This window comes from Pseudomonas resinovorans NBRC 106553 (assembly GCF_000412695.1).
GTDB lineage: Bacteria > Pseudomonadota > Gammaproteobacteria > Pseudomonadales > Pseudomonadaceae > Metapseudomonas > Metapseudomonas resinovorans_A.
The window spans coordinates 6206001-6230666 of record NC_021499.1; the positions used below are offsets into that span (position 1 = coordinate 6206001).

Sequence of the window (24666 nt, forward strand, 5' to 3'; positions counted from 1 at the left end):
AAAGCCCTTGCCGCCTCTGCCATGCTGGTTCGAAATAGCAGTTGGCGGCCCGACAGCGCAGCACACGGAGATCGAGATGTACGACGACACCCTGCCCACCGTGGAACAGCTGGTGGTGGATGAACTGGTCTGCTGGCGGGTGCACACCCGTCACGCGGAATTGCTGATGACCCAGCAAGGCGCCCAGGTGCTGAGCTACCAGCCCCATGGCGAAGAGCCGGTGATCTGGCTCAGCGGCCAGGCGGCTTACCAGAAGGGCAAGGCGGTGCGTGGCGGCGTACCGGTGTGCTGGCCCTGGTTCGGCGACTTGCGCCGCAACCCCGCCGAGGTCCAGGGCATGCACCAGGGCGGCCCGATCGCACCGGCCCATGGCCTGGTGCGCGAGCTCGACTGGCAACTGCTCGGCATCGACAGCGAAGGATCGGCGGTGCGCCTGGAGTTCGCCGTGGATAGTGCCGCCGAACCCCTGCCCGGCTGGCCCCATGCCGCCCAGCTCAAGCTGTCCATCCTGCTGGACGAATCCCTGCAGCTGACGCTTTCGAGCCGCAACACCAGCGACCGGCCGCTGGCGTTGAGCCAGGCCCTGCACAGCTATTTCGCCGTCAGCGACATCCGCGAGGTGGAAGTGGAAGGCCTGGACGGCTGCAGCTATATCGAGACCCTGGAAGACTGGCAACAGCGCAACCAGCAGGGAAACCTCCGGTTCAGCGGAGAAACCGACCGCATCTACCTGGCCACGCGCCAGCGCATGGCCATCCTCGACCGCGCCTGGAATCGCCGGATCGAGCTGGAGGCCCGGGGCAGCGCCTCGGCCGTGGTGTGGAACCCCTGGATCGACAAGGCCCGGCGCCTGTCGCAGTTCGCCGACGACGCCTGGCAAGGCATGCTCTGCATCGAGACGGCGCGGGTGCTGGACGATCTGCTGGTGCTCAGACCCGACGAGGAGCACAGCATGGTGCTCAGCGTGGCCAGCAAGCCCCTCTGATCATCCGGAAGCATCCATCCCGACAGGGTGGACCACGTTTCATCGGTCCACCATGGGAGCCCCGGTCTAACGCCGCTGGTGGATGGAAAAGCGCCATCCACCCTACGGTTCCGAGAACTCCCGAATTACCGCTCGTTCATGGCGCACCCGAACCGGTAGGGTGCGCCGCGCGCACCGGCGTCAGAGGTCCCCTTCCTCCACCAATCGCACGTTGCCGGCATCCAGGGCATAGGCGGCATCGGCCAGGTCGTTGCTGACCTTCTCCACCTTGAGGGTGCCGTCGACCCAGATGGGCGCATAGATGTCGTCCAGGGCGATGCCCTTGGGGTAGCGCACCAGCACGATCTGGTTCGGCGGCGGCGGCGGGACGTGGATGCAGGCGCCGGGGTAGGGCACCAGGAAGAACAGCGTGCTGCGGCCCTTGGCGTCGCTTTCCAGCGGCACCGGGTAGCCGCCGATATGGATCCGCTTGCCATCCAGGCCAGCCACTGTCTTGGCCGAATACATCACCGCAGGCAGGTCCTTCTGTTGCTTGAGGCCGCCCTGCTGGCCGAAGGTGCCGTCGCCCTCGGGGCTGTCGTGGCTGATTTCCGGCATGTCTTCGAGGGCCTTGCGGTCCTCGGGCGGCATCAGGTCCAACCAGTCGGTCTCGGGAAGTTCGGCACGGGCGAGGGTGCAGCAGAACAGCAACAGGAGGCAGGCAAGACGGCGCATGGGGGAACTCGCGGACAGCGGCGGTAAAGAGGGCTAAGACTAGCGTTCAGAGGCCCCGGTTCCCAGCCCCGCGAGACGGGTGTCAGCTTTTCTTGACCAGGCCGTAGATCACCAGCAACACCACCGCGCCTATCACCGCGCCGATGAATCCCGCGGCTTGTCCGGCCTGGTAGATACCCAGGGCCTGGCCACCGTAGGTCGCCAGCAGCGAACCGCCGATGCCGAGCAGGATCGTCATGATCCAACCCATGCTGTCGTCGCCAGGCTTGATGAAGCGCGCGATCACGCCAACGATCAGGCCGATGATGATGGTGCCGATGATGCCCATGACAGTCCCTCCGGGGTGGTTAGGGTCTGCCTGAGACTAGTCGGACGGCGGAATTCCCGCCATTGGCCGCCTTCGCTGGAGGAAGGCGGCCGGAGGGCGATCAGGCCTTGGCGACCAGCGCCTCGACGGCGGCGATCTGCCGATCGAGGGTGGCGCGGTCCGCGCTGCGCAGGGTGGCGTGGCCCACCTTGCGACCGGCCTTGAAGGCCTTGCCGTAGTGGTGCAGGTGGCAGTCGGCGACGGCCACCACTTTATCCACAGCCGGCACTTCGCCGATGAAGTTGAGCATGGCGCTTTCGCCCAGCTTGGCGGTCGAGCCCAGCGGCAGGCCGGCGACGGCGCGCAGGTGGTTCTCGAACTGGCTGCACTCGGCGCCTTCGATGGTCCAGTGGCCGGAGTTGTGCACGCGCGGGGCGATCTCGTTGGCCTTCAGGCCACCGTCCACTTCGAAGAACTCGAAGGCCAGCACGCCGACGTAGTCGAGCTGCTTGAGCACGCGGCCGACGTAGTCCTCGGCCAGGCCCTGCAGCGGGTGCGCGGTGCTGGCGATGGACAGGCGCAGGATGCCGTTGTCGTGGGTGTTGTGCACCAGCGGGTAGAAGCGCGTCTCGCCGTCGCGGGCGCGCACCGCCACCAGGGACACTTCGCCGGTGAAGGGCACGAAGCCTTCGAGGATGCAGGGCACGCTGCCCAGTTCGGCAAAGGCGCCGGTCACGTCTTCGGCCTTGCGCAGGACCTTCTGGCCCTTGCCGTCGTAACCCAGGGTGCGGGTCTTCATCACGGCCGGCAGGCCGATGCTGGCCACCGCCGCATCGAGGTCGGCCTGGGACTGGATATCGGCGAATTCCGGGGTGGGAATGCCGAGGTCCTTGAACATCGACTTCTCGAACCAGCGATCGCGGGCGATGCGCAGGGAGTCGGCGTTCGGGTAGACGGGCACGAACTGCGAGAGGAAGGCCACGGTCTCGGCCGGCACGCTCTCGAATTCGAAGGTCACCAGGTCCACTTCATCGGCCAGCTGGCGCAGGTGGTCCTGGTCGCCGTAGTCGGCGCGGATGTGCTCGCCCAGGGCGGCCGCGCAAGCGTCCGGCGCCGGGTCGAGGAAAGCGAAGCTCATGCCCAGCGGAGTACCCGCCAGGGCCAGCATGCGGCCGAGCTGGCCGCCACCGATTACACCGATCTTCATGGGTCAGGCCTCACGCGGGTCCGGGTTGTCCAGGACCATGTCGGTCTGCTCGCGACGGAAGTCCTTCAGCGCGACGTGGAACTTGGGGTACTTGCCGCCGAGGATGCTCGCGGCCAACAGGGCTGCGTTGATCGCACCGGCCTTGCCGATGGCCAGGGTGGCAACCGGGATGCCGGCGGGCATCTGCACGATGGACAGCAGGGAGTCGACGCCGGACAGCATGGACGACTGCACCGGCACGCCGAGCACCGGCAGGTGGGTCTTGGCGGCACACATGCCCGGCAGGTGGGCGGCACCGCCGGCACCGGCGATGATCACCTCGATGCCACGGCCTTCGGCCTCTTCGGCGTACTGGAACAGGAGATCCGGCGTGCGGTGGGCGGAAACCACCTTCACTTCAAAGGGGATGCCCAGCTTGTCCAGCATCTCGGTGGTGTGGCTGAGGGTGCTCCAGTCGGACTTGGAACCCATGATCACGCCTACCAGTGCGCTCATCGTCGTGCCTCATCAAAGTGCGCCGGTCGGCGCGACCAAAAACAACAAGCCACGCAATGGCGTGGCTTGTCTGCAATGTGGGCCGTACCGCGGGGTGCGCTGCCGGCCGAAGGCCGCGCAGTATAACGCAAAGCCGCAGCCGGCGTGCATTTGCCCTTACCGCTCGTCCAAAGCTCCGTCGCACGGCCATGGATGCCGCTAAACCTTGCTCCAGGGCAATGCCGGCGACCGCCAGCCGCGCACAATCGGAATCCCCACCAAGGAAGTGCAAGCCATGAACCAGACCATGAAAGCTGCAGTGGTCCACGCCTTCGGCGAGCCGCTGCGTATCGAGGAAGTGAAGGTCCCGCTGCCCGGCCCCGGGCAGATCCTGGTGAAGATCGAGGCCTCCGGCGTCTGCCACACCGACCTGCATGCCGCCGAAGGCGACTGGCCGGTGAAGCCGAGCCTGCCCTTCATCCCCGGCCACGAAGGCGTAGGCTACGTCGCGGCAGTGGGTGCCGGCGTCACCCGCATCAAGGAAGGCGACCGCGTCGGGGTGCCCTGGCTCTACACCGCCTGCGGTTGCTGCGAGCATTGCCTGACCGGCTGGGAAACCCTCTGCGAGAGCCAGCAGAACACCGGCTACTCGGTGAACGGCGGCTACGCCGAATACGTGCTGGCTGATCCGAACTACGTGGGCGTCCTGCCGAAGAACGTCGAATTCGCCGAGATCGCGCCGATCCTCTGCGCGGGCGTCACCGTCTACAAGGGCCTCAAGGTCACGGGCGCGCGCCCCGGCCAGTGGGTGGCCATTTCCGGCATCGGCGGCCTCGGCCACGTGGCCGTGCAGTACGCCCGCGCCATGGGCCTGCACGTGGCGGCCATCGACGTCGACGACGCCAAGCTGGAACTGGCGCGCAAGCTCGGCGCCAGCCTGACCATCAACGCCCGCAACGAAGACCCCGCCGAGGTGATCCAGCGCGACATCGGCGGCGCCCACGGCGTACTGGTGACGGCGGTGTCCAACAGCGCCTTCGGCCAGGCCATCGGCACAGCCCGTCGCGGCGGCACCGTGGCCCTGGTGGGCCTGCCACCGGGTGACTTCCCCACGCCGATCTTCGACGTGGTGCTGAAAGCCATCAGCATCACCGGCTCCATCGTCGGCACGCGCGCCGACCTCCAGGAGGCCCTGGACTTCGCCGGCGAGGGCCTGGTCAAGGCCACCATCCACAAGGACAAGCTGGACAACATCAATGGCATCTTCGAGCAGATGCGCGCCGGCAAGATCGAAGGGCGCATCGTCGTCGAGATCTGAGCCACCCGGGGGCCGGCCCGGCCGACTCCCCGGCCTCAGCCCTCGCCGCCCACCCCCGCCTCCAGCTTGCGCCAGAGCAGGCGGATGGAGGCCTTGCGCACCAGGGCGCAGCGGTACAGGCGGATCTCCAGCGGCACATGCCACTGGCTGCCGCCGCAGACCACCAGGTCGCCCCGGGCGAGCTCGGCCTGGGCGCTGAAACGTGGCACCCAGGCCACCCCCATGCCCTGCAGGGCCATGCTCTTCAGGCTGTCGGCCATGGCCGTCTCGTACACCGTGGTCGAACGCAGCGCGCGCTGGCGCAGCAGGATGTTCACCGAGCGGCCGAGAAAGGCGCCGGCGCTGTAGGCCAGCAGCGGCACGCTCTGGCCGCTGTCCAGCTCGAACAGCGGCTTGCCCTCGGCATCCACCCCGCACACCGGCAGCATCTCGGTGCGCCCCAGGTGCATGGAGGGGAAGATTTCCGGGTCCATCTGCAGCGCCGCGTCCGGGTCGTAGAAGGCCAGGATCAGGTCGCAGCCGCCTTCACGCAGGGAGTGCACCGCCTCGCCCACGTTGGTGGCGATCAGGCGGCTGGCGATGTTCAGCCCATCGGCGCGCAACCGCGCGATCCACTGCGGGAAGAAGCCCAGGGCCAGGGAGTGGGCGGCGGCGAACTGCAGCACCTCGCCCTGCTGGCCTTCCAGGTGGTGCAGGTGGCGCACCACCTCGCCGAGCTGGTCCACCATGCTGCGCGCGGTCACCAGGAACAGCTGGCCGGACTCGGTCAGCTCGATGGGCGTGCGCGAGCGGTTCACCAGGGTCAGGCCCAGGGCCGCCTCCAGGCTGCGGATGCGTCGGCTGAACGCAGGCTGGGTGACGAAGCGCCGTTCGGCGGCCTGGGAAAAGCTGCGGGTACTGGCCAGGGCGACGAAGTCTTCCAGCCACTTGGTTTCCAGGTTCATCGATGGTTTCCAGAATGCTCGTTTTTGGTGCACACGCTCGCGGACCATCCCGCGTCACGCGGACATTATGCCGATTGTGCATGACCCAGCGAATAACAGCATTGGCCTAAAAATGGCTGCGGACCTAGATTATTGGGCATCGCGGCGCTAGCCGTGCTCCCCCAGAGATGAATGACATCATGTCCTCCGCTGCATCCTTCCGCATCGAAAAAGACCTGCTCGGCACCCTCGAAGTTTCCTCCGATGCCTACTACGGCATCCAGACGCTGCGCGCGGTCCACAACTTCCGCCTCTCCGGTGTGCCGCTGTCGCACTACCCGAAGCTGGTCGTTGCCCTGGCCATGGTCAAGCAGGCCGCCGCCGATGCGAACAAGCAGCTCGGCCACCTCAGCGAAGAGAAGCACGCCGCCATCAGCGAAGCCTGCGCTCGCCTGATCCGTGGCGATTTCCACGACCAGTTCGTGGTGGACATGATCCAGGGCGGTGCCGGCACCTCCACCAACATGAACGCCAACGAGGTGATCGCCAACATCGCCCTCGAGGCCATGGGCAAGCAGAAGGGTGAGTACAAGTACCTGCACCCGAACAACGACGTGAACATGGCGCAGTCCACCAACGACGCCTACCCCACCGCGATCCGCCTGGGTCTGCTGCTGGGTCACGATGCCCTGCTGGCCAGCCTCGACAGCCTGATCCAGGCCTTCGCCGCCAAGGGCGTGGAGTTCGCCGACGTACTGAAGATGGGCCGTACCCAGCTGCAGGACGCGGTTCCCATGACCCTCGGGCAGGAGTTCAAGGCCTTCGCCACCACCCTGGGTGAAGACCTCGACCGCCTGCGCCGCCTGGCGCCGGAGCTGCTCACCGAAGTGAACCTGGGCGGTACCGCCATCGGCACCGGCATCAACGCCGACCCCGGCTATCAGAAGCTGGCCGTCGAGCGCCTGGCTGCCATCAGCGGCCACCCGGTCGTCCCGGCCGCCGACCTGATCGAAGCCACCTCCGACATGGGCGCCTTCGTACTGTTCTCCGGCATGCTCAAGCGCACCGCGGTCAAGCTGTCGAAGATCTGCAACGACCTGCGCCTGCTCTCCAGCGGCCCGCGTACCGGCATCAACGAGATCAACCTGCCGCCGCGCCAGCCGGGCAGCTCGATCATGCCCGGCAAGGTCAACCCGGTGATCCCGGAAGCGGTCAACCAGGTGGCGTTCGAAGTCATCGGCAACGACCTGGCCCTGACCCTGGCAGCCGAAGGCGGCCAGCTGCAGCTGAACGTGATGGAGCCGCTGATCGCCTACAAGATCTTCGACTCGATCCGCCTGCTCCAGCGCGCCATGGACATGCTGCGCGAGCACTGCATCAATGGCATCACCGCCAACGTCGAGCATTGCCGCCGCATGATGGAGAACTCCATCGGCCTGATCACCGCGCTGAACCCCTACATCGGCTACGAGAATGCCACCCGCATCGCCAAGGAGGCCCTGGAAAGCGGCCGCGGCGTGCTGGAACTGGTGCGTGAGGAGAAGCTGCTGGACGAATCCATGCTGGCCGACATCCTCCGCCCGGAAAACATGATCGCCCCGCGTCTGGTGCCGCTGAAGGCCTGACCGGGAAACAGACTCACCAGGAGGGGTTCGCCCCTTCATCCTTCGAGGATGGCGCAAGCCATCCTTTTTTTTGCCTGTGGATAACCGGCGCGAAGCCAGGTCCGTAGGATGGGTATCGCTCCGCTCAACCCATCCTACAAATGCCAGGCCTTGCGCAGGGTCCGGAGCGCCTCCCCGATCCGCTCCTCGGGCACGGCGGCAAAGCCCAGCACCAGCCCGGCACGGTTATCCACAGGCTCCTCGCTGTCCTCCAGCCAATACTCGCTGAGACCATTCATCTCCACCCCGGCGACGCGGGCCTGGCTCACCAGCTCGCGTTCCCGCGCCAGGCTGTCCACCCGCACGCACAGGTGCAGGCCGGCCTCCACCGGCGGCATCGGCGCGCAACCGGGGATGTCCTGCGGCCAGTCCCGCAGCAGGGCGTCGCGACGGGCGCGGGCGGCCAGGCGCATGCGCCGCACATGGCGCTGGAAGTGGCCGGCGGCGATGAACTCGGCCATCACCGCCTGGGTGCCGATCTCCGAGTGGCGCATGTCCAGCGCGCGGCGCCGGGCGAAGGCCTCGGTCAGCCCCGGTGGCAGCACCAGGTAACCCAGGCGCAGGGCCGGGAAGGCGATCTTGCAGAAGGTGCCGACATAGAGCACCCGTCCCTGCCGGTCCAGCGCCGCCAGGGGCGCCAGCGGGGTACCGCTGTAGCGGTACTCGCCGTCGTAGTCGTCCTCGACTATCCAGCCGCCCTCGCGCTCGGCCCATTCCAGCAGCTCCAGACGCCGCGCCAGGGACAGGGTGACGCCGGTGGGGTACTGGTGCGAGGGCGTGACATAGGCCAGCCGGCAATCCGCCACGCGCGCCAGGGCGGCGCAGTCCAGGCCGTCGTTATCCACAGGCACGCCGCACAGTTGCGCGCCGGCCACGGCGAAAGCATGGCCGGCGGCGCGGTAGCCGGGGTTCTCGATGGCCACCCGGTCGCCGGGCTGCACCAGCAACTGGGCGCAGAGGCTGATGGCCTGCTGGGCGCCACAGGTGATCACCACCTGCGCCGCATCGCAGGACAGCCCCCGGCTGCTGCGCAGGTAGGCCGCCACCAGCTCGCGCAGGGTCCAGTCCCCGGCCGGGTCGCCATAGCCCAGGCGCGCCGGTGACGGCTTGCGCCAGAAACGCGCCGAAAGGCGCGCCCAGGTCTCGAAGGGGAACAGGTCGAAGGCCGGCACGCCGATGCGGAAGGCTCGTGGCGGCCCCGTCACCGGCGGCGGCAGGTGGTGGCTGTCCAGGCGCCGCAGGGCCGGGCCCGGCGCGGGGCCGGCCGGTGGCTGGGGCACGGGGCGGGCTGTGGATAACTCCGCGACGTAGGTGCCGTCGCCCACCCGCCCTTCCACGTAACCCTCGGCATAGAGCTGGTCGAAGGCACGGGACACGGTGTTGCGCGAGATACCCAGCAGCGCGGCAAGGTCGCGGGTGGCCGGCAGGCGCGTACGGCTGCCCAGGCGGCCATCGAGGATGCGCTCGCGCAGTGCCTGGTAGAGCTGGCGCGCCAGACCCTGGCCGGGGTCCAGACGGATGCCGGAAAGGTCGACGGGAAGGGGTGGCGTAGCGGGCATGCTTGGCCTCGGATTGGCACTATCGAACTGACAGTAAATGGCTCTTACAACGGACCAATATCCTGCCTAGCATGGAGCCATTACGCCAGGAGAAGCCGACATGTACCGCCCCACCGCCTTCCGCCAGGACGACCTCGCCACGCTCCATGCGCAGATGCAGGCCACTGGTCTCGCCGTGCTCACCAGCGCCGGCGGCCAGGGCCTCATGGCCAGCCACCTGCCGCTGTTGCTGGAGCCCGGCGAAGGCGAGTTCGGCACCCTCTACGGCCACTTCGCCCGCGCCAATCCGCACTGGCGCGACCTGGCCGATGGCGCCGAGACGCTGGTGGTGTTTCCCGGCCCGGACGCCTATGTCAGCCCCGCCTGGTACCCGGCCAAGGCCGAGCACGGCAAGGTGGTGCCCACCTGGAACTACATCGCCGTGCACGCCTGGGGCCAGGCCGAGGTGTTCGACGACGCCGAGCGCCTGCTGCGCCTGGTGAGCCGACTGAGTGACCGCCACGAAGCCGGCCGGCCACAACCCTGGGCGGTGGACGAAGCGCCCCGCGACTACCTTGATTCCATGCTCCGCGCCATCGTCGGCTTCGCCCTGCCGATCCGTCGCCTGGAAGGCAAATGGAAGCTCGGGCAGAACCGCTCGGCCGCCGACCAGGCCGGCGTGCGCGAGGGCCTGGCCGCCTCATCCAATCCGCGTGACCACGAATTGGCCGCGCGCATGACGCTTTGAACCAGCACAGGAAGGAATCCATGTCCGCACCAATCGAAATCCGCCCGGTCAGCGCCGCCGACCACGCCGCCTGGCTGCCGCTCTGGCAGGGCTACCAGCGCTTCTACAAGACCGAAATCGCCGCCGAGACCACCGCCGTCACCTGGCAGCGCTTCCTCGACCCGGCCGAGCCCATGCACGCGGCCCTGGCCTGGCGTGGCATTGATGCCGTAGGGATGGTGCATTTCATCTTCCACCGCAGCTGCTGGACGGTGGGCGACTATGTCTACCTGCAGGATCTCTACGTGGCCGAGGGCCTGCGCGGTGGCGGCATCGGTCGCCAGCTGATCGAGCATGTCTACGCCGAGGCCCGCGCCGCCGGCGCCTCGCGGGTGCACTGGCTGACCCACGAGAGCAACACCGACGCCATGCAGCTCTACGACCGCATCGCCGACCGTTCCGGCTTCATCCAGTACCGCAAGATCCTCTGACCGGAGTCACCCATGACCAGCCAAGACCTGAGCCACTGGCAACCCCGCCCCACTCCTACCCAGGCGCCCCTGCCCGGCCGCTTCGTGCGCCTGGAAGCCCTCGACGCCGCGCGCCACGGCGACGACCTGTGGCAGGCACTGCAAGGCCCGGACCCGGCGCTCTGGGACTACCTGCCCTACGGCCCCTTCGCCAGCCGCGAACCTTTCGACGCCTGGCTGCGCGGCAACGCCGACAGCCGCGACCCGCTCTTCTATACGGTGATCGACCAGGCCAGCGGGCGCGCCCTGGGCGTACTCAGTTTCCTGCGCATCACGCCCAAGGACGGTGTCATCGAGATCGGCCACATCGCCTTCGGCAAGGACATGCAGCGCACGCCGGGCTCCACCGAGGCGGTCTGGCTGCTGGCCCGGCACGCCTTCGACGACCTCGGCTACCGCCGCCTGGAATGGAAGTGCAACGCGCGCAACGCCCGCTCCATGCGCGCCGCCGAGCGCCTGGGATTCAGTTTTGAGGGGCTGTTCCGCCAGCACATGATCGTCAAGGGCGAGAACCGCGACACCGCCTGGTTCTCCATCCTCGATGGGGAATGGCCGCAGGTGCGGGCAGGCTTCGAGTGCTGGCTGGCTGTGGATAACTTCGATGGGGAGGGGCGGCAGAAGCAATCCCTGGAAGCATTGCGCGGTTGATGCTCCACCCGTAGGAGCGAGGGGGACGCCGAGTTCGCTGCTCGCGAAAGGCCCATTCGCGAGCAGAGCTCGCTCCTACGGATAAGGTCCTGTCACTCGATCTCGAACAACCCGTTCTTGAGCGGCGCCACATCCAGGCGCTGGCGCACGTCATCGTCGATGCGTGGGTCGTCGGGGCGGTAGAGCTTCACCTGGCGGTAGGCGGCGACGCGGTTGATCTCGGCGCCCAGGTATTCCCAGACCACGCGGGTGCAGGCCGGGTTGCGCCGGTCGCCGCTGGAGACACCGGTCTTCAGGCCGTTCAAGCGGGTGATGCGGCTCTTGTAGCTGGGGATGAGGATGGTCTGGCTCATCTCGTTCAGCGTGAGGGACTCGTAGTCCATCAGGAACAGGCGGTCCTGCAGCTGGAAGGCCGCGCCCAGGTAGCGGCAACGCACCCAATCCTCGGCCTGGACGTCGGGGCCGCTGGCGCGCTCCTGCCTTTCCTGGCGCTCGAAGAGGAAGTTGCCGTCGTCCTCCCACAGGCGCACCAGCGACAGCAGCACGGTACCGGGCACCGACATGCAGTTGGAGTATTCGAAATAGAAGCCGCAGTAGCGCGACAGGTTGCCGGACTGGGCGCGCAGCGGGTCGAGCAGCTCCAGCAGCGGATCGTTGCGGTTACCGGCGTCCTGGTCCGGGGCGCGGGTACCGAGCAGGCGGGCGAACTGCTCCGGCGGCATGCCGATCTCGTAGTCCTCGACACCGAAGAAGTCGCAGATGCGCTTGAGGTTGTAGGGCGTCGGCCGGCTCTGGCCGCTGAGGTACTTGTTGAACTGGGCGCGATTGATCGACAACTTGCGGCAGACCTCCGCGATCGATCGGTAATGGCTGCAAAGCAGCTTGAGGTTGTTGCCGAGATACTCCGCCATGCCACGGCCCCTACCTGATGCGAGTGACGCGATTATAGCGTCAACTCGCATCAACTTGGTGCAACCCGCGAAATTGCCCTCTCTGGCCCCCTTGCACAACCATGCGCAACCTTCCCGGCGCGGTGGCCAGCACCCGACCGCTACGCTGATTCCCCCAACAACAACAACTGGATCAGGTGAATCGCCATGCTCGATTTCCTCAATGACCTCCTCTGGAGCAAATTGCTGATCGTGGTCCTCGTCGGCCTCGGTCTCTTCTTCTCCATCGCCTCCCGTTTCGTCCAGTTCCGCTACTTCAGCGACATGTTCCGCATCTTCGGCCAGGCCCTGCAACGCAAGGAAGGCCAGCTGAGCGGCTTCCAGGCGCTGATGCTGTCGGTTGCCGGCCGCGTGGGCGCGGGCAACATCGCCGGCGTGGCCGTGGCCATCATGCTCGGCGGCCCGGGCGCGGTGTTCTGGATGTGGCTGGTGGCGCTGCTGGGCATGGCGACCAGCTATTTCGAGTGCTCCCTGGCCCAGCTCTACAAGCGCCGCGAGGCCGACGGTACCTACCGTGGCGGTCCGGCCTTCTACATCCTCCACGGCCTCGGCCAGCGCTGGCTGGCGGTGATCTTCTCGATCCTGCTGCTGGTGACCTTCGGCTTCGGCTTCAACGCCGTGCAGTCCTTCACCGTGGCCACCTCGCTGCATGACACCTTCGGCCTGCCGACCTGGATCAGCGGCGTCGCCCTGGTGGGTGTGATCGGCCTGATCGTGTTCGGCGGCATCAAGCGCATCGCCGCCATGGCCGACGTGCTGGTGCCGATCATGGCGGGCACCTACATCCTTATGGCCCTGGTGGTCATCGGCATGAACCTGTCCGAAGTGCCGGCCACCCTGGCGCTGATCGTCAAGAGTGCCTTCGGCCTGGAACCGGCCTTCGCCGGTGGCGTGGGCGCGGCGATCCTGATGGGCGTCAAGCGCGGCCTGTTCTCCAACGAGGCGGGCCTGGGCAGCGCGCCCAACGTGGCCGCCGTCGCCGAGGTGAGCCACCCGTCCGCCCAGGGCATCGTGCAGTCGCTCAGCGTGTTCATCGACACCCTGCTGGTGTGCACCAGCACCGCCCTGATCATCCTGCTCTCCGGCGTCTACCAGCCGGGCAGCGAGATGGCCGGCGTGGTCCTGACCCAGACCGCCCTGGCGGCCGAAGTCGGCGAGTGGGGCCGCATCTTCGTCAGCGTGGCGCTGCTGCTCTTCGTGTTCACCACCCTGGTGTACAACTACTACCTCGGCGAGAACGCCCTGAGCTTCTTCAGCACCAAGCGCATCCTGCTGCAGGCCTACCGCGTGCTGGTGATGGCCCTGGTGCTCTGGGGTTCCATGCAGGACCTGTCCACCGTGTTCGGCTTCGCCGACGTGACCATGGGCCTGCTGGCGCTGGTGAACCTGGTGGCCATCGCCCTGCTGTTCAAGGTGGGCATGCGCCTGATGCGCGACTACGACGCCCAGGTGAAGGCCGGTATCGACAACCCCGTGTTCGATGCCCGCAAGTTCGCCGACCTGGACATCGACCATGCCGCCTGGCCGCAGAAGGCCGCCGGCAACGAGACCACGATGGCCGACGGCCTGGCGCAAAGCCATCGCTGATCGCGACTCCTGGTGAGACGCCGGTGCCGCTCCTGCGCTGTTGCGGGGAGCGGCATCGTCGTATCTGCAGTCCCGCTTTTCGAGAACCCCATGAACGCAGTGAAGAACCTATTCGTGCTCTATACCGGCGGCACCATCGGCATGCTGCAGAGTGCCTGCGGCCTGGCCCCGGCCGGCGGCTTCGAGGCGCGCATGCGCGAGCAGCTGGACGCCCAGGGCACCGTACTGGACTGGTGCTTCCAGGAGCTGCCGCCACTGATCGACAGCGCCAACATGCGCCAGGCCAACTGGCTGGCCATGGGCGCGGCCATAGTCGAAGCCGTGGAGCGCGGCCACGACGGCGTGCTGCTGCTGCACGGCACCGACACCCTGGCCTACAGCGCCGCGGCCCTCTCCTTCCTGCTGCTGGGCCTGCCGGTACCCGTGGTGCTGACCGGCGCCATGCTGCCGGCGGGTAACGAAGGCAGCGACGCCTGGCCGAACCTGCTGGGCGCGGTGACGGCATTGCAGCAGGGCGTCGCCCCCGGTGTGCACCTGTATTTCAACGGCCAGCTGCTGCACGGCGCCCGCGCCAGCAAGCTGCGCTCCGAGGCCTTCGACGCCTTCGCCGAACTGCCGCGTCGTCGCGAAGCGGAACGTGCCGCGAAGATTCCCGCAGGCCTCGACTACCGCACCCGGCGCCAGCCGGTGAACCTCGCGGTGCTGCCGCTGTTCCCCGGCATCGCGGCCGGCCATGTGCAGGCGTTGCTGGACAGTGGCGTGCAGGGGCTGTTGCTGGAGTGCTATGGCAGCGGTACCGGGCCTGCGGACGACCAGGCGTTGCTGGATGTACTGCGTGCCGCCCACCGGCGCGGCGTGGTGCTGGCGGCCAGCAGCCAGTGCCCGGCCGGGCATGTGCAGGCGGGGGTCTACGCCGCCAGCAGCCAGCTGCTGGCCACCGGCCTGGTGCCGGCCGGCGGCATGACTCGCGAGGCGGCACTGGGCAAGCTGTTCGCGCTGCTCGGCGCGGGGATGCGCCAGGAAGAGGTGGAGCAGTGGTTCGGCGTGGATCTGTGTGGGGAGATGGCCGATTGAGCTGGTAACGGCATGGGTTTCGCTTCGCTCGCGGAACGCCGCCCGACCCATCCTACGACGAGGCCTGGGTCGAGCGCACAAGTAGGATGGGTTGAGCCTGCGATACCCATGCTGTTCTGGTGCCGATGGGTATCGCTTCGCTCAAACGCATCCTACAAGAGCAGCATCAAGCCACTTCGCCGCGGATGTACTGCTCCAGGTGCTGGATCAGCGCGTCCTGCTCGGCCATGGCTTCCTTCACCAGGTCGCCGATGGACAGCAGGCCCACCAGCACGCCGTTGTCCAGCACCGGCAGGTGGCGCAGGTGGTGTTCGGTCATCAGCGCCATGCACTCGCGGATGCTCTGGCGCGGCGACACGGTCAGGACCGGCTCGGTCATGAACGCGCGCACCGAGGTGGCCACCGACGAGCGCCCCTGCAGTACGCCCTTACGCGCATAGTCGCGCTCACTGACGATACCCAGCAGGCTGCTGCCACGGGTCACCGGCAACGCGCCGATGTTCTGCCGGGCCATCAGCCGCAGCGCCTCGAGCATCGGCGCGTCGACATCAATGGTGTGAACCTTCTGCTGCGGCTTGTCGCAAAGCATCTGGGCGACGGTTTTCATGGCGATTCCTCCCGTGGGGTGACATGAGGGGCAGGATGCCCAACAGCACGCCGGCACAGCCAAACGACGTTTTGCATGGTGACCATTGAAAATTTCATTGGTCGTCCCCGTAACGCGCGCAAAAAAAGGGAGCCTCGCGGCTCCCCAGGGGAACTATCGTCGGAGCAATCAGACGATCTCGATCAGGACCTCGCCCGGGTTCACCCGGTCGCCCTTGGCGACGTGGATGGACTTGACGGTACCGTCGATGGGCGACTGAACTTCGGTTTCCATCTTCATGGCCTCGGTGATCAGCACGGCCTGGCCGGCTTTCACGGTGTCGCCTTCCTTGACCAGCACGTCGACGATGTTGCCCGGCATGGTGGTGCTGACGTCGCCCGGTGCGCTGGCTTGCTTACGCTTGTTGCCGGCGCCCGCGATGAACTCGTTCAGCGGCTCGAACACCACTTCTTCCGGCATGCCGTCGATGGACAGGTAGAAGTGACGCTTGCCGTCGCTCTTCACGCCCACGCCGGTGATGTCGACCCGGTAGCTCTCGCCGTGCACGTCCACCACGAACTCGGTGGGCACGCCTTCGCCGCCGGCCGGGGTCGCGCCGTTGCCATTGGGGATCGGCAGCAGGGCTTCCGGTTTCAGGGCGCCGGCTTCACGCTCCTCGAGGAACTTGCGCCCGATGTCCGGGAACATGGCGAAGGTCAGCACGTCTTCCTCGGACTTGGCCAGGCTGCCGATGTCGGCGCGCAGCTTGTCCAGCTCCGGCTTGATCAGGTCGGCCGGGCGCACGTCGATGACTTCTTCGTTGCCGATGGCCTGGCGGCGCAGCTGCTCGTTGATCTGGCCCGGCGCCTTGCCGTAGCGGCCCTGGAGGTAGAGCTTCACTTCGTTGGTGATGGTCTTGTAGCGCTCGCCGGCCAGCACGTTGAAGAAGGCCTGGGTGCCGACGATCTGCGAGGTCGGGGTCACCAGGGGTGGGTAGCCGAGGTCGGCGCGCACGCGCGGGATCTCCTCCAGCACTTCGGCCATACGGTTGAGGGCGCCCTGCTCCTTCAGCTGGTTGGCCAGGTTGGAGATCATGCCGCCCGGCACCTGGTTGACCTGCACGCGGGTATCCACGCCGGTGAACTCGCTCTCGAACTGGTGGTACTTCTTGCGCACGGCGTGGAAGTACATGCCGATTTCCTGGATCAGCTCCAGGTCCAGGCCGGTGTCATAGGGGGTATTGCGCAGGGCCGCGACCATGGACTCGGTGCCCGGGTGGCTGGTGCCCCAGGCCATGCTGGAGATGGCGGTGTCGATGCGGTCGGCGCCATTTTCCACGGCCTTGAGCTGGCACATGCTGGCCACGCCGGCGGTGTCGTGGGAGTGCACCACCACTTCCAGCGGCAGGGCGTCCTTCAGGGCTTTCACCAGGTCGCCGGTAGCGAAGGGGGTGAGCAGGCCGGCCATGTCCTTGATGGCGATGGAGTCCACGCCCATGGCCGCCATGGTCTTGGCCTGGGTGACGAAGGCGTCGATGGTGTGCACCGGGCTGGTGGTGTAGCAGATGGTGCCCTGGGCGTGCTTGCCGGCGGCCTTCACGGCCTCGATGGAGACGCGCAGGTTACGCACGTCGTTCATCGCATCGAAGATGCGGAACACGTCGATGCCGTTGACCGCCGCCTTGGCGACGAAGGCGCGTACCACGTCGTCGCTGTAGTGGCGGTAGCCCAGCAGGTTCTGGCCGCGCAGGAGCATTTGCAGGCGGGTGTTGGGCAGGGCGGCCTTGAGCTTGCGCAGGCGCTCCCAGGGGTCTTCCTTGAGGAAGCGCACGCAGGCGTCGAAGGTGGCGCCGCCCCAGACTTCCAGGGACCAGTAGCCGACTTTGTCGAGCTTGTCGCAGATCGGCAGCATGTCGTCCAGGCGCATGCGGGTAGCCAGCAGGGACTGGTGCGCATCACGCAGGATGGTATCGGTGATCGAGATTTTCTTGCTCATGTTCTGAATCCTTCCCCTACAGGCCGGCGTGGGCGGCAATGGCGGTGGCGATGGCGATGGCCAGGTGCGACGGGTTGCGCTTGATCGAGTACTGGGTCAGCTCCGGATGGCTCTCGACGAAGCTGGTGTTGAACTCGGCGCTGCGGAACTCGGGATTGCGCAGGATTTCCTGGTAGTAGGGCGCGGTGGTCCGCACACCCTGCACGCGCATGTCGTCGAGGGCGCGCAGGCCACGGTCCAGGGCCTCTTCCCAGGTCAGTGCCCAGACGATCAGCTTCAGGCACATGGAGTCGTAGTACGGCGGGATGGTGTAGCCGGTGTAGATCGCCGTATCGGTGCGCACACCGGGGCCGCCGGGCGCGTAGTAGCGGGTGATCTTGCCGAAGGACGGCAGGAAGTTGTTCTTCGGGTCCTCGGCGTTGATGCGGAACTGCAGGGCAAAGCCGCGGTGGATGATGTCGTCCTGCTTGACCGACAGCTCCAGGCCCGAGGCGATGCGGATCTGCTCGCGGACGACGTCGATGCCGGTGATTTCCTCGGTGATGGTGTGTTCCACCTGCACCCGGGTGTTCATCTCCATGAAGTACACCTCGCCCTCGGCGAGCAGGAACTCCACGGTACCGGCGTTCTCGTAGCCCACGGCCTTGGCCGCGCGCACCGCGAGGTCGCCGATGTAGGCGCGCTGCTCGGGGGTGAGCTGCGGGCTGGGGGCGATCTCGATGAGCTTCTGGTTACGGCGCTGGATGGAGCAGTCGCGCTCGAACAGGTGCACGGTGTTGCCGAAGCTGTCGGCGAGGATCTGGGCTTCGATGTGCTTGGGGTTGACGATGCACTTCTCGAGGAAGACTTCCGCCGAGCCGAAGGCCTTGGTGGCTTCGGAAATCACCCGCGGGTAGGCCTGTTCCAGCTCCTCGCGGCTGTTGCAGCGACGGATACCGCGACCGCCACCACCGGAGGTGGCCTTGAGCATCACCGGGTAGCCGATGCGCTCGGCTTCGCTCAGCGCTTCGGCGAGGTCGGCGACGTTGCCTTCGGTGCCGGGGGTGACCGGCACGCCGGCCTTGATCATGCTGCGGCGGGCTTCGGTCTTGTCGCCCATGCGGCGGATCACTTCGGCGCTCGGGCCGATGAACTTGATCCCGCGCTCGGCGCAGATGTCCGCCAGCTCGGCGTTTTCGGAAAGGAATCCATAACCCGGGTGCAGGGCGTCGCAACCGGTTTCGACCGCCAGGTTCACCAGCTTGCGCGGGTTCAGGTAACCGGCCAGGGGGTCTTCGCCGATGCTGTGGGCTTCGTCCGCGCGCTTGACGTGCAGGGCGTGCCGGTCGGCATCGGAGTAGATGGCCACCGAGCGGATGCCCATCTCGGCGCAAGCGCGCACGATGCGGACGGCAATCTCGCCACGGTTGGCGATCAGGATTTTCTTGATCACGAGCTTTCCCTCGACCAAGTGAACAGGCGAACGGCGGGGCCGGTCGTTGGGTGACCGCCGATCGTTAAGCGGTCGCGTCGTTACCCTACGCCCCGAGCGGGAATAACCCCAATCAATAATTATTGGGGTATCCATTAGGATCAGCTTATAGTCAGCAACCCTGCCCACCCACGAGGCTCGCCCCCGATGCGCAAGACCCTGCTGCGCATGACCCTGCGCCAGCTCCAGGTATTCCGTGCCGTATTCGAAACCCGCTCCTACAGCCGGGCAGCCGAGGAAATGGCACTGACCCAGCCGGCCGTGAGCCTGCAGATCCGCCAGCTCGAAGAACTGGTGGGCCAGCCGCTGTTCGAGTACGTCGGCAAGAAGCTCTACGTGACCGACGCCGCCGAGGCGTTGATGCGCGCCAGCAGCGACATCTTCCAGCGCCTGGCCAGCCTCGACATGCAGCTCTCCGACCTGCAGGGCTCGTTGCAGGGCCAGTTGAACCTGGCGGTGGAATCCAGCGCCAAGTACTTCGTCCCCCATCTGTTCGCCGCCTTCCGCGACCAGCATCCGGACGTCAGCCTGCAACTGGTGGTGACCAACCGCGCCCAGGTGATCAAGCGCCTCTCGGACAATCGCGACGACCTGGTGATCATGTCCCTGGTGCCCCAGGACATGGCCCTGGAGTTCCTGCCCTTCCTGAACAACCCGATAGTCGCGGTGGCGCCGCCCCATCACCCGCTGTGCAACGCCGCCAAGCTCGCGCTGAAGGACCTGGAATCCTACACCCTGCTGGTGCGTGAGGCCGGCTCCGGTACCCGCAAGGCCTGCGAGGAGTACTTCCAGCAGAAGCGCGCGCACTTCGCCCAGACCATGGAAGTCGCGTCGCTGGATGCGCAGAAGGAGTGTGTGGTGGCGGACCTGGGCATCGCCCTGATCCCGCGCCATGCGGTCAGCCTCGAACTGGCCACGGGCCTGCTGCGCGAGCTGCCGGTGGAGGAGCTGCCGCTTTACCGGAGCTGGTGCGCGGTGCACGCCAAGGGCAAGCGGCTATCGCCGGTCGCCCAGGCGTTTCTCAGCTTTATCCGCGAAGAACGCGCCCAGATCAGTGCGCTTTCCCACCGCTTTTCCGGTGCATTGCCTTTGACGACAACAGGTAGTTAGCAGCGATCAGCTCGGGATAATCCGACATTTCCAGCTGCAGGCGACGCTGCTCGACGCGGTCTTCGATGGCGCGGCGGAACTGCATGCGCCGCTGATCTTCCAGCTTGCGCCGGGTCTTGCTGTCCAGAGGGGCCGATTCATCGTGAAAGCGTTGCATGGCATCTCTCCCAGGGTCGGGTTCGGTAGCCGCAGCATCGCCCGTGCCTGTGACGCTTTCGCGAAGGCTCGGTGAATCTCTGGTGAAGTGAAGGTTTCAGGCTATCGTGGCAGTAGCGGGTCGCCGCGGGAGGACGCCATGAGCAATGCCGCCGAATTCTTCGCACGCTTTCCGATCCAACGGGTGCGGGCCAGCATCCTCGACGACGTACTGGCCGCCGAGCAGCAACGCCTGGTGCTGCTCTATCTCTGGCAGGACGCCTGCCCGCTCTGCGATGTGGCCAAACACGAACTGCTGCGCAGCCAGGAGCGCTGCCAGTGGCCGCAAGTCCGCTGGCTGCACGACGAGGTGGACGAGGACCCCGCGCTGGCCCTGCGCTTCGGCCTGCACGGGGTGCCGACCTTCATCGCGCTCTACCACGGCCGCCCGCTGGGGCGGATCACCAGCTGGCCCGGCAGCGGCCCCTTCATCGATGCCATCGAGCGCCTGCTGGTGCGCCAGGGCCTGGCCTGATTGGCTGAGCGTCGGAATAACTGCGTTGAAAATGGCTTCAGACTGCTCATTTACAACACGTAAACTCCGCGTCTTCAGCCATTTTCGCCTTGTTCTTCTCTAGCTCGCTCAATCAGAAGCTGTGCAGAACTAGTCCTCGGCGCTCTTCAGCGACTTGGGCGACAGACGCAGGCTGCGCAAGCTGCGCTTCACGCTCTTGAGGTGGTTGACCAGGCTCGGGCCACGGGCCATGGCCACGCCCATGGCCAGCACGTCGATCACCACCAGGTGGGCGATGCGCGAGGTCAGCGGGGTGTAGATCTCGGTGTCTTCCTGCACGTCGATGGCCAGGTTCACCGTGGCGAGGTCCGCCAGGGGCGTCTGGCTCGGGCAGAGGGTGATCAGCGTGGCGCCGGCCTCGCGCACCAGGTTGGCGGTGATCAGCAGGTCCTTCGAGCGGCCCGACTGGGAGATGCAGATGGCCACGTCCGAGGGTTTCAGGGTGACCGCCGACATCGCCTGCATGTGCGGGTCGGAATAGGCCGCCGCGGTCAGCAGCAGGCGGAAGAACTTGTGCTGGGCGTCGGCCGCCACCGCGCCGGACGCGCCGAAGCCGTAGAACTCCACGCGCTGGGCCTGGGCGCAGGCGCCGATGGCACGCTGCAGGGCCTCGGGGTCGAGCTTCTCGCGCACTTCCATCAGGGTATGCAGCGTGGTGTCGAAGATCTTCAGGCTGAAGTCCGCGACCGAGTCGTCCTCGTGTATCGCGAACTGGCCGAAGCTGGCGCCGGCGGCCAGGCTCTGCGCCAGTTTCAGCTTGAGGTCCTGGAAGCCGCCGCAACCAATGGCGCGGCAGAAGCGCACGATGGTGGGTTCACTGACCCCGACATTCTGGGCAAGGTCCGCCATGGAGCTGTGCATGACCGCAGCGGGATCGAGCAGGACGTGATCGGCGACTTTCAGTTCCGACTTGCGCAGCAGATGGCGCGACTGGGCGATGTGTTGCAGCAGATTCACAGGGCAGGCTCTGTCTGGAAAGGGGGTTTCGCCGGTTCTTCCGCCGTGCAACGAGCCGTGGCTCGGTTATGATCGGCGGAACCTGGCTGTAGTGACCTTGTAGTTATACTACATGAGTCGCTTTTTCGCCCAGTTGAACCACCTTTTATCCGTGCTCAAGGTAGGGAGAGCGCATTCTTGACCAGCTCCTGCGACATGCTCGTCTTTGGCGGCACCGGCGACCTCGCGTTGCACAAGCTGCTTCCGGCGCTCTATCACCTCCACCGCGAGGGGCGCCTGCATCCGCGCATGCGCATCCTCGCCGTGGCACGCAACAGCCTCGACCGCGACGGCTACCGCGCGCTGGCCGAGCGCCGCTGCCGGGCCCAGGTGGCCCGCGCCGACTTCACCAGCGAGGCCTGGCGCGGTTTCTCCGAACGCCTGGACTACCTCGCCATGGACGTCTCCCAGAGCGCCGACTTCGTGCGCCTGGCGCGGTACCTGGGGCCCGACCCCGGTTGCGGGCGGGTCTACTACCTGGCCACCGCGCCCGACCTGTTCGAAGACATCGCCGCGAACCTGGCCATCGCCCAGATGGCCAACCCGCAGTCGCGCATCGTGCTGGAGAAGCCCATCGGCCATTCGCTGGAATCGGCCCGCGCCATCAACGCCGCCATCGGCAAGGTGTTCGACGAATCCCAGGTGTTCCGCATCGACCACTACCTGGGCAAGGAAACCGTGCAGAACCTCATGGCGCTGCGCTTCGCCAACGGCCTGTTCGAGCCGATCTGGCGCGCCGGGCACATCGACCATGTGCAGATCAGCGTCTGCGAAACCCTCGGCGTGGAGAACCGCGGCGCCTACTACGACCGCTCCGGGGCGATGCGCGACATGGTGCAGAACCACCTGCTGCAGCTGCTCTGCCTGGTGGCCATGGAAGCGCCGGTGCGCTTCGACGCCGAGGCGGTGCGCAACGAGAAGGTGAAGATTCTCGAGGCGCTCAAGCCGATCTCCGGGCAGGACGTGCGCGACAAGACGGTGCGCGGCCAATACAGCGCCGGCAAGATCGGCGGCCAGGAAGTACCGGCCTACTACTTCGAGAAGAACGTCGACAACGACAGCGACACCGAAACCTTCGTCGCCGTGCAGGCCGAGATCGACAACTGGCGCTGGGCCGGCGTGCCCTTCTACCTGCGCACCGGCAAGCGCCTGGCGCGCAAGTACTCGGAGATCGTCATCCAGTTCAAGCCGGTGCCCCACCGCCTGTTCGCCGACGGCGAGGCCAACCGCCTGCTGATCCGCCTGCAACCGGAAGAGCGCATCAGCCTGCAACTGATGGCCAAGACCCCGGGCAAGGGCATGAACCTGGAACCGGTGGAGCTGGACCTCAACCTGGCCAAGGCCTTCAGCCAGCAGCGCCGCTGGGATGCCTACGAGCGCCTGCTGCTGGACGTGATCGAGGGTGACTCCACCCTGTTCATGCGCCGCGACGAGGTGGAAGCGGCCTGGCAGTGGGTCGACCCCATCCTCGAAGGCTGGCACCAGTACTACCAGAGCCCGCGCCCCTACCCCGCCGGCTCCACCGGCCCGGAACAGGCCCACAGCCTGCTGGAGCTGCACCAGCGCGCCTGGCACGACTGATCGGCCGGCAGGCTGCACGGCCCACTTCCTGTAGGGGCGATTTCAATCGCCAAGGGCCGCCCAGCGGCCCCATGGCCCCAGGGCGGGTCTACGACTCGCCTGGCGAATGAATTCGCCCCTACAACGGCCGAAGCCGCCGCGGATGCCCCGCCATCCCATTGCTCCAGCTCAATAACCCCCAGCGCCGCCCTCCCTAGAATCGCGCGTCCTTCGCCCAGCCTCCGCGAGCCGCGCCATGCACAACCCCGAACTGCTCTCCCCCGCCGGAACCCTCAAGGCCATGCGCTACGCCTTCGCCTATGGTGCGGATGCCGTCTACGCCGGCCAGCCGCGCTACAGCCTGCGAGTGCGCAACAACGAGTTCGACCATGCCAACCTGGCCCTCGGCATCGCTGAAGCCCGGGCCGCCGGGAAGCGCTTCTACCTGGTGGTGAACATCGCCCCGCACAATGCCAAGCTGCGCACCTTCCTCAAGGACCTGGAGCCGGTGGTCGCCATGGGGCCGGATGCGCTGATCATGTCCGATCCGGGGCTGATCATGCTGGTGCGCGAGCACTTCCCGCACATGCCCATCCACCTCTCGGTGCAGGCTAACGCGGTGAACTGGGCCAGCGTGAAGTTCTGGCAACAGCAGGGCCTGTCGCGGGTGATCCTGTCCCGCGAGCTGTCCCTGGAGGAAATCGGCGAGATCCGTGAGCAGGTGCCGGGCATGGAACTGGAAGTGTTCGTCCACGGCGCCCTGTGCATGGCCTATTCCGGGCGCTGCCTGCTGTCCGGCTACCTCAATCGCCGCGACCCCAACCAGGGCACCTGCACCAACGCCTGCCGCTGGCAGTACGGCGCCAAGCCGGCACAGGAGGACGAGCTGGGCCAACTGGTGCCCACCCTCGGCTGCGGCACGCCCAGCGAGCGGCTGTTCCTGCTCGAGGAGGCCAACCGCCCCGGCGAGCTGATGTCCGCCTGGGAAGACGAGCACGGCACCTACATCATGAATTCCAAGGACCTGCGCGCCGTGCACCATGTGGAGCGGCTGCTGCAGATGGGCGTGCACTCGCTGAAGATCGAGGGCCGCACCAAGTCGCACTTCTATGTGGCGCGCACCGCCCAGGCCTACCGCCGGGCCATCGACGACGCCGTGGCCGGGCGGCCCTTCGACCGCGCGCTGATGGACGACCTCGAATCCCTGGCCAACCGTGGCTACACCGAGGGCTTCCTGCGTCGCCACGTCCACGACGAGTACCAGAACTACGAGCACGGCTATTCCCTCGCCGAGCGCCAGCAGTTCGTTGGCGAGCTCACCGGGGTGGTCCGCCACGGCCTGGCGGAAGTGCGGGTGAAGAACCATTTCGCGGTGGGCGATCGCCTGCAGCTGATGACCCCGCAGGGCAACCAGGACTTCCGCCTGGAGGCCCTGGAAAACCGTTTCGGTGAGCGCAAGGCGGTGGCCCCGGGGGATGGCCACACCCTGTACCTGCCGCTGCCGTCCGACCTGCCCCTGGAGAACGCCCTGCTGCTGCGCTGGTTCTCCAGCGGCAACAGCCGTACTGCGGCGAGCGCCTGACTCCTACAAAT

At 66.8% G+C, this 24666-nt stretch carries 24 protein-coding genes; 12 read left to right on the forward strand and 12 right to left on the reverse strand.

The annotated features are described in order from the left end of the window. Window positions 1-76 precede the first annotated feature (76 nt). Window positions 77-985: a D-hexose-6-phosphate mutarotase gene (locus PCA10_RS27825; RefSeq protein WP_016495431.1), complete on the forward strand. Its 909-nt coding sequence runs from the start codon at window positions 77-79 to the stop codon at window positions 983-985. A gap of 180 nt (window positions 986-1165) precedes the next feature. Here PCA10_RS27825 and PCA10_RS27830 read toward each other — a convergent pair whose 3' ends face one another. The 4 genes from PCA10_RS27830 to purE form a co-directional block, all read right to left on the reverse strand. Continuing rightward, on the reverse strand, window positions 1166-1699 hold the full coding sequence (locus tag PCA10_RS27830; protein WP_016495432.1) for a DUF3299 domain-containing protein: 534 nt from the start codon (window positions 1697-1699) through the stop codon (window positions 1166-1168). A gap of 82 nt (window positions 1700-1781) precedes the next feature. Further along, entirely contained in the window at window positions 1782-2027 is a 246-nt protein-coding gene (locus PCA10_RS27835; protein ID WP_016495433.1) for a GlsB/YeaQ/YmgE family stress response membrane protein, read from the reverse strand. A 100-nt stretch (window positions 2028-2127) separates the two neighbouring features. Next, window positions 2128-3213 carry a 5-(carboxyamino)imidazole ribonucleotide synthase gene (locus PCA10_RS27840; protein ID WP_016495434.1) on the reverse strand — a complete coding sequence of 362 codons (1086 nt, stop codon included), beginning with the start codon at window positions 3211-3213 and terminating at the stop codon, window positions 2128-2130. Window positions 3214-3216: 3 nt separating this feature from the next. Beyond that, window positions 3217-3708 carry a 5-(carboxyamino)imidazole ribonucleotide mutase gene (purE, locus tag PCA10_RS27845; protein WP_016495435.1) on the reverse strand — a complete coding sequence of 164 codons (492 nt, stop codon included), beginning with the start codon at window positions 3706-3708 and terminating at the stop codon, window positions 3217-3219. A gap of 274 nt (window positions 3709-3982) precedes the next feature. Between purE and adhP the strand changes: the two genes are divergently transcribed. Continuing rightward, window positions 3983-5005, forward strand: a complete 1023-nt coding sequence (adhP, locus tag PCA10_RS27850; RefSeq protein WP_041771015.1) for an alcohol dehydrogenase AdhP — start codon at window positions 3983-3985, stop codon at window positions 5003-5005. 35 nt (window positions 5006-5040) lie between these two features. Here the strand turns inward: adhP and PCA10_RS27855 are convergent, their stop codons facing one another. Then, on the reverse strand, window positions 5041-5949 hold the full coding sequence (locus PCA10_RS27855) for a LysR substrate-binding domain-containing protein (RefSeq protein WP_016495437.1): 909 nt from the start codon (window positions 5947-5949) through the stop codon (window positions 5041-5043). A gap of 179 nt (window positions 5950-6128) precedes the next feature. Between PCA10_RS27855 and aspA the strand changes: the two genes are divergently transcribed. After that, window positions 6129-7553 (forward strand): aspartate ammonia-lyase, encoded by a 1425-nt coding sequence (aspA, locus tag PCA10_RS27860; protein WP_016495438.1) that lies wholly within the window; start codon window positions 6129-6131, stop codon window positions 7551-7553. Window positions 7554-7687: 134 nt separating this feature from the next. On the opposite strand, the gene pdxR is transcribed toward aspA, so the two are convergent. Next, entirely contained in the window at window positions 7688-9151 is a 1464-nt protein-coding gene (gene pdxR / locus PCA10_RS27865) for a MocR-like pyridoxine biosynthesis transcription factor PdxR (RefSeq protein WP_016495439.1), read from the reverse strand. Between the two features lie 100 nt (window positions 9152-9251). On the opposite strand from pdxR, the gene PCA10_RS27870 reads away from it, so the two are divergent. Genes PCA10_RS27870 through PCA10_RS27880 form a run of 3 tightly spaced genes read left to right on the forward strand, consistent with a single transcriptional unit; the run spans window position 9252 to window position 11035 of the window. Further along, window positions 9252-9878, forward strand: coding sequence for an FMN-binding negative transcriptional regulator (locus PCA10_RS27870; protein WP_016495440.1), 627 nt, complete (start codon window positions 9252-9254; stop codon window positions 9876-9878). Window positions 9879-9898: 20 nt separating this feature from the next. Beyond that, window positions 9899-10348 (forward strand): GNAT family N-acetyltransferase, encoded by a 450-nt coding sequence (locus PCA10_RS27875; protein ID WP_016495441.1) that lies wholly within the window; start codon window positions 9899-9901, stop codon window positions 10346-10348. A 12-nt stretch (window positions 10349-10360) separates the two neighbouring features. Next, window positions 10361-11035: a GNAT family N-acetyltransferase gene (locus PCA10_RS27880; RefSeq protein ID WP_016495442.1), complete on the forward strand. Its 675-nt coding sequence runs from the start codon at window positions 10361-10363 to the stop codon at window positions 11033-11035. A gap of 92 nt (window positions 11036-11127) precedes the next feature. On the opposite strand, the gene PCA10_RS27885 is transcribed toward PCA10_RS27880, so the two are convergent. Beyond that, window positions 11128-11946 (reverse strand): helix-turn-helix domain-containing protein, encoded by an 819-nt coding sequence (locus PCA10_RS27885; RefSeq protein ID WP_016495443.1) that lies wholly within the window; start codon window positions 11944-11946, stop codon window positions 11128-11130. A 186-nt stretch (window positions 11947-12132) separates the two neighbouring features. On the opposite strand from PCA10_RS27885, the gene PCA10_RS27890 reads away from it, so the two are divergent. Together PCA10_RS27890 and PCA10_RS27895 are read left to right on the forward strand one after the other, a co-directional pair. Then, window positions 12133-13572, forward strand: coding sequence for an alanine/glycine:cation symporter family protein (locus PCA10_RS27890; RefSeq protein WP_016495444.1), 1440 nt, complete (start codon window positions 12133-12135; stop codon window positions 13570-13572). A gap of 90 nt (window positions 13573-13662) precedes the next feature. Further along, complete coding sequence (locus PCA10_RS27895; protein ID WP_016495445.1) at window positions 13663-14646, forward strand: asparaginase; 984 nt, start codon at window positions 13663-13665, stop codon at window positions 14644-14646. 166 nt (window positions 14647-14812) lie between these two features. Here PCA10_RS27895 and PCA10_RS27900 read toward each other — a convergent pair whose 3' ends face one another. The 3 genes from PCA10_RS27900 to PCA10_RS27910 all read right to left on the reverse strand — a co-directional run bounded on the left by PCA10_RS27900 (window position 14813) and on the right by PCA10_RS27910 (window position 18659). Further along, on the reverse strand, window positions 14813-15253 hold the full coding sequence (locus PCA10_RS27900) for a CBS domain-containing protein (protein ID WP_016495446.1): 441 nt from the start codon (window positions 15251-15253) through the stop codon (window positions 14813-14815). Window positions 15254-15421: 168 nt separating this feature from the next. Then, window positions 15422-17227 carry a sodium-extruding oxaloacetate decarboxylase subunit alpha gene (gene oadA / locus PCA10_RS27905; RefSeq protein WP_016495447.1) on the reverse strand — a complete coding sequence of 602 codons (1806 nt, stop codon included), beginning with the start codon at window positions 17225-17227 and terminating at the stop codon, window positions 15422-15424. A 16-nt stretch (window positions 17228-17243) separates the two neighbouring features. Further along, entirely contained in the window at window positions 17244-18659 is a 1416-nt protein-coding gene (locus tag PCA10_RS27910) for an acetyl-CoA carboxylase biotin carboxylase subunit (RefSeq protein ID WP_016495448.1), read from the reverse strand. A gap of 186 nt (window positions 18660-18845) precedes the next feature. Between PCA10_RS27910 and PCA10_RS27915 the strand changes: the two genes are divergently transcribed. After that, on the forward strand, window positions 18846-19808 hold the full coding sequence (locus PCA10_RS27915) for a LysR family transcriptional regulator (RefSeq protein WP_016495449.1): 963 nt from the start codon (window positions 18846-18848) through the stop codon (window positions 19806-19808). Here PCA10_RS27915 and PCA10_RS29895 read toward each other — a convergent pair. Next, window positions 19750-19965 carry a PA3496 family putative envelope integrity protein gene (locus tag PCA10_RS29895; protein ID WP_016495450.1) on the reverse strand — a complete coding sequence of 72 codons (216 nt, stop codon included), beginning with the start codon at window positions 19963-19965 and terminating at the stop codon, window positions 19750-19752. The genes PCA10_RS27915 and PCA10_RS29895 overlap by 59 nt on opposite strands. A gap of 138 nt (window positions 19966-20103) precedes the next feature. Here PCA10_RS29895 and PCA10_RS27920 point away from each other — a divergent pair, with 138 nt between their 5' ends. Then, the gene (locus PCA10_RS27920) at window positions 20104-20478 is read left to right on the forward strand and encodes a thioredoxin family protein (RefSeq protein ID WP_016495451.1); all 375 of its coding nucleotides are present in this window, start codon (window positions 20104-20106) and stop codon (window positions 20476-20478) included. A 129-nt stretch (window positions 20479-20607) separates the two neighbouring features. Here PCA10_RS27920 and hexR read toward each other — a convergent pair whose 3' ends face one another. After that, a complete protein-coding gene (gene hexR, locus PCA10_RS27925; RefSeq protein WP_016495452.1) occupies window positions 20608-21474 on the reverse strand; it encodes a transcriptional regulator HexR in 867 nt (288 codons plus the stop codon). A gap of 195 nt (window positions 21475-21669) precedes the next feature. Between hexR and zwf the strand changes: the two genes are divergently transcribed. After that, entirely contained in the window at window positions 21670-23094 is a 1425-nt protein-coding gene (gene zwf / locus PCA10_RS27930; protein ID WP_231866703.1) for a glucose-6-phosphate dehydrogenase, read from the forward strand. 235 nt (window positions 23095-23329) lie between these two features. Beyond that, on the forward strand, window positions 23330-24655 hold the full coding sequence (gene trhP / locus PCA10_RS27935) for a prephenate-dependent tRNA uridine(34) hydroxylase TrhP (RefSeq protein ID WP_016495454.1): 1326 nt from the start codon (window positions 23330-23332) through the stop codon (window positions 24653-24655). The last annotated feature ends 11 nt before the right edge of the window (window positions 24656-24666 follow it).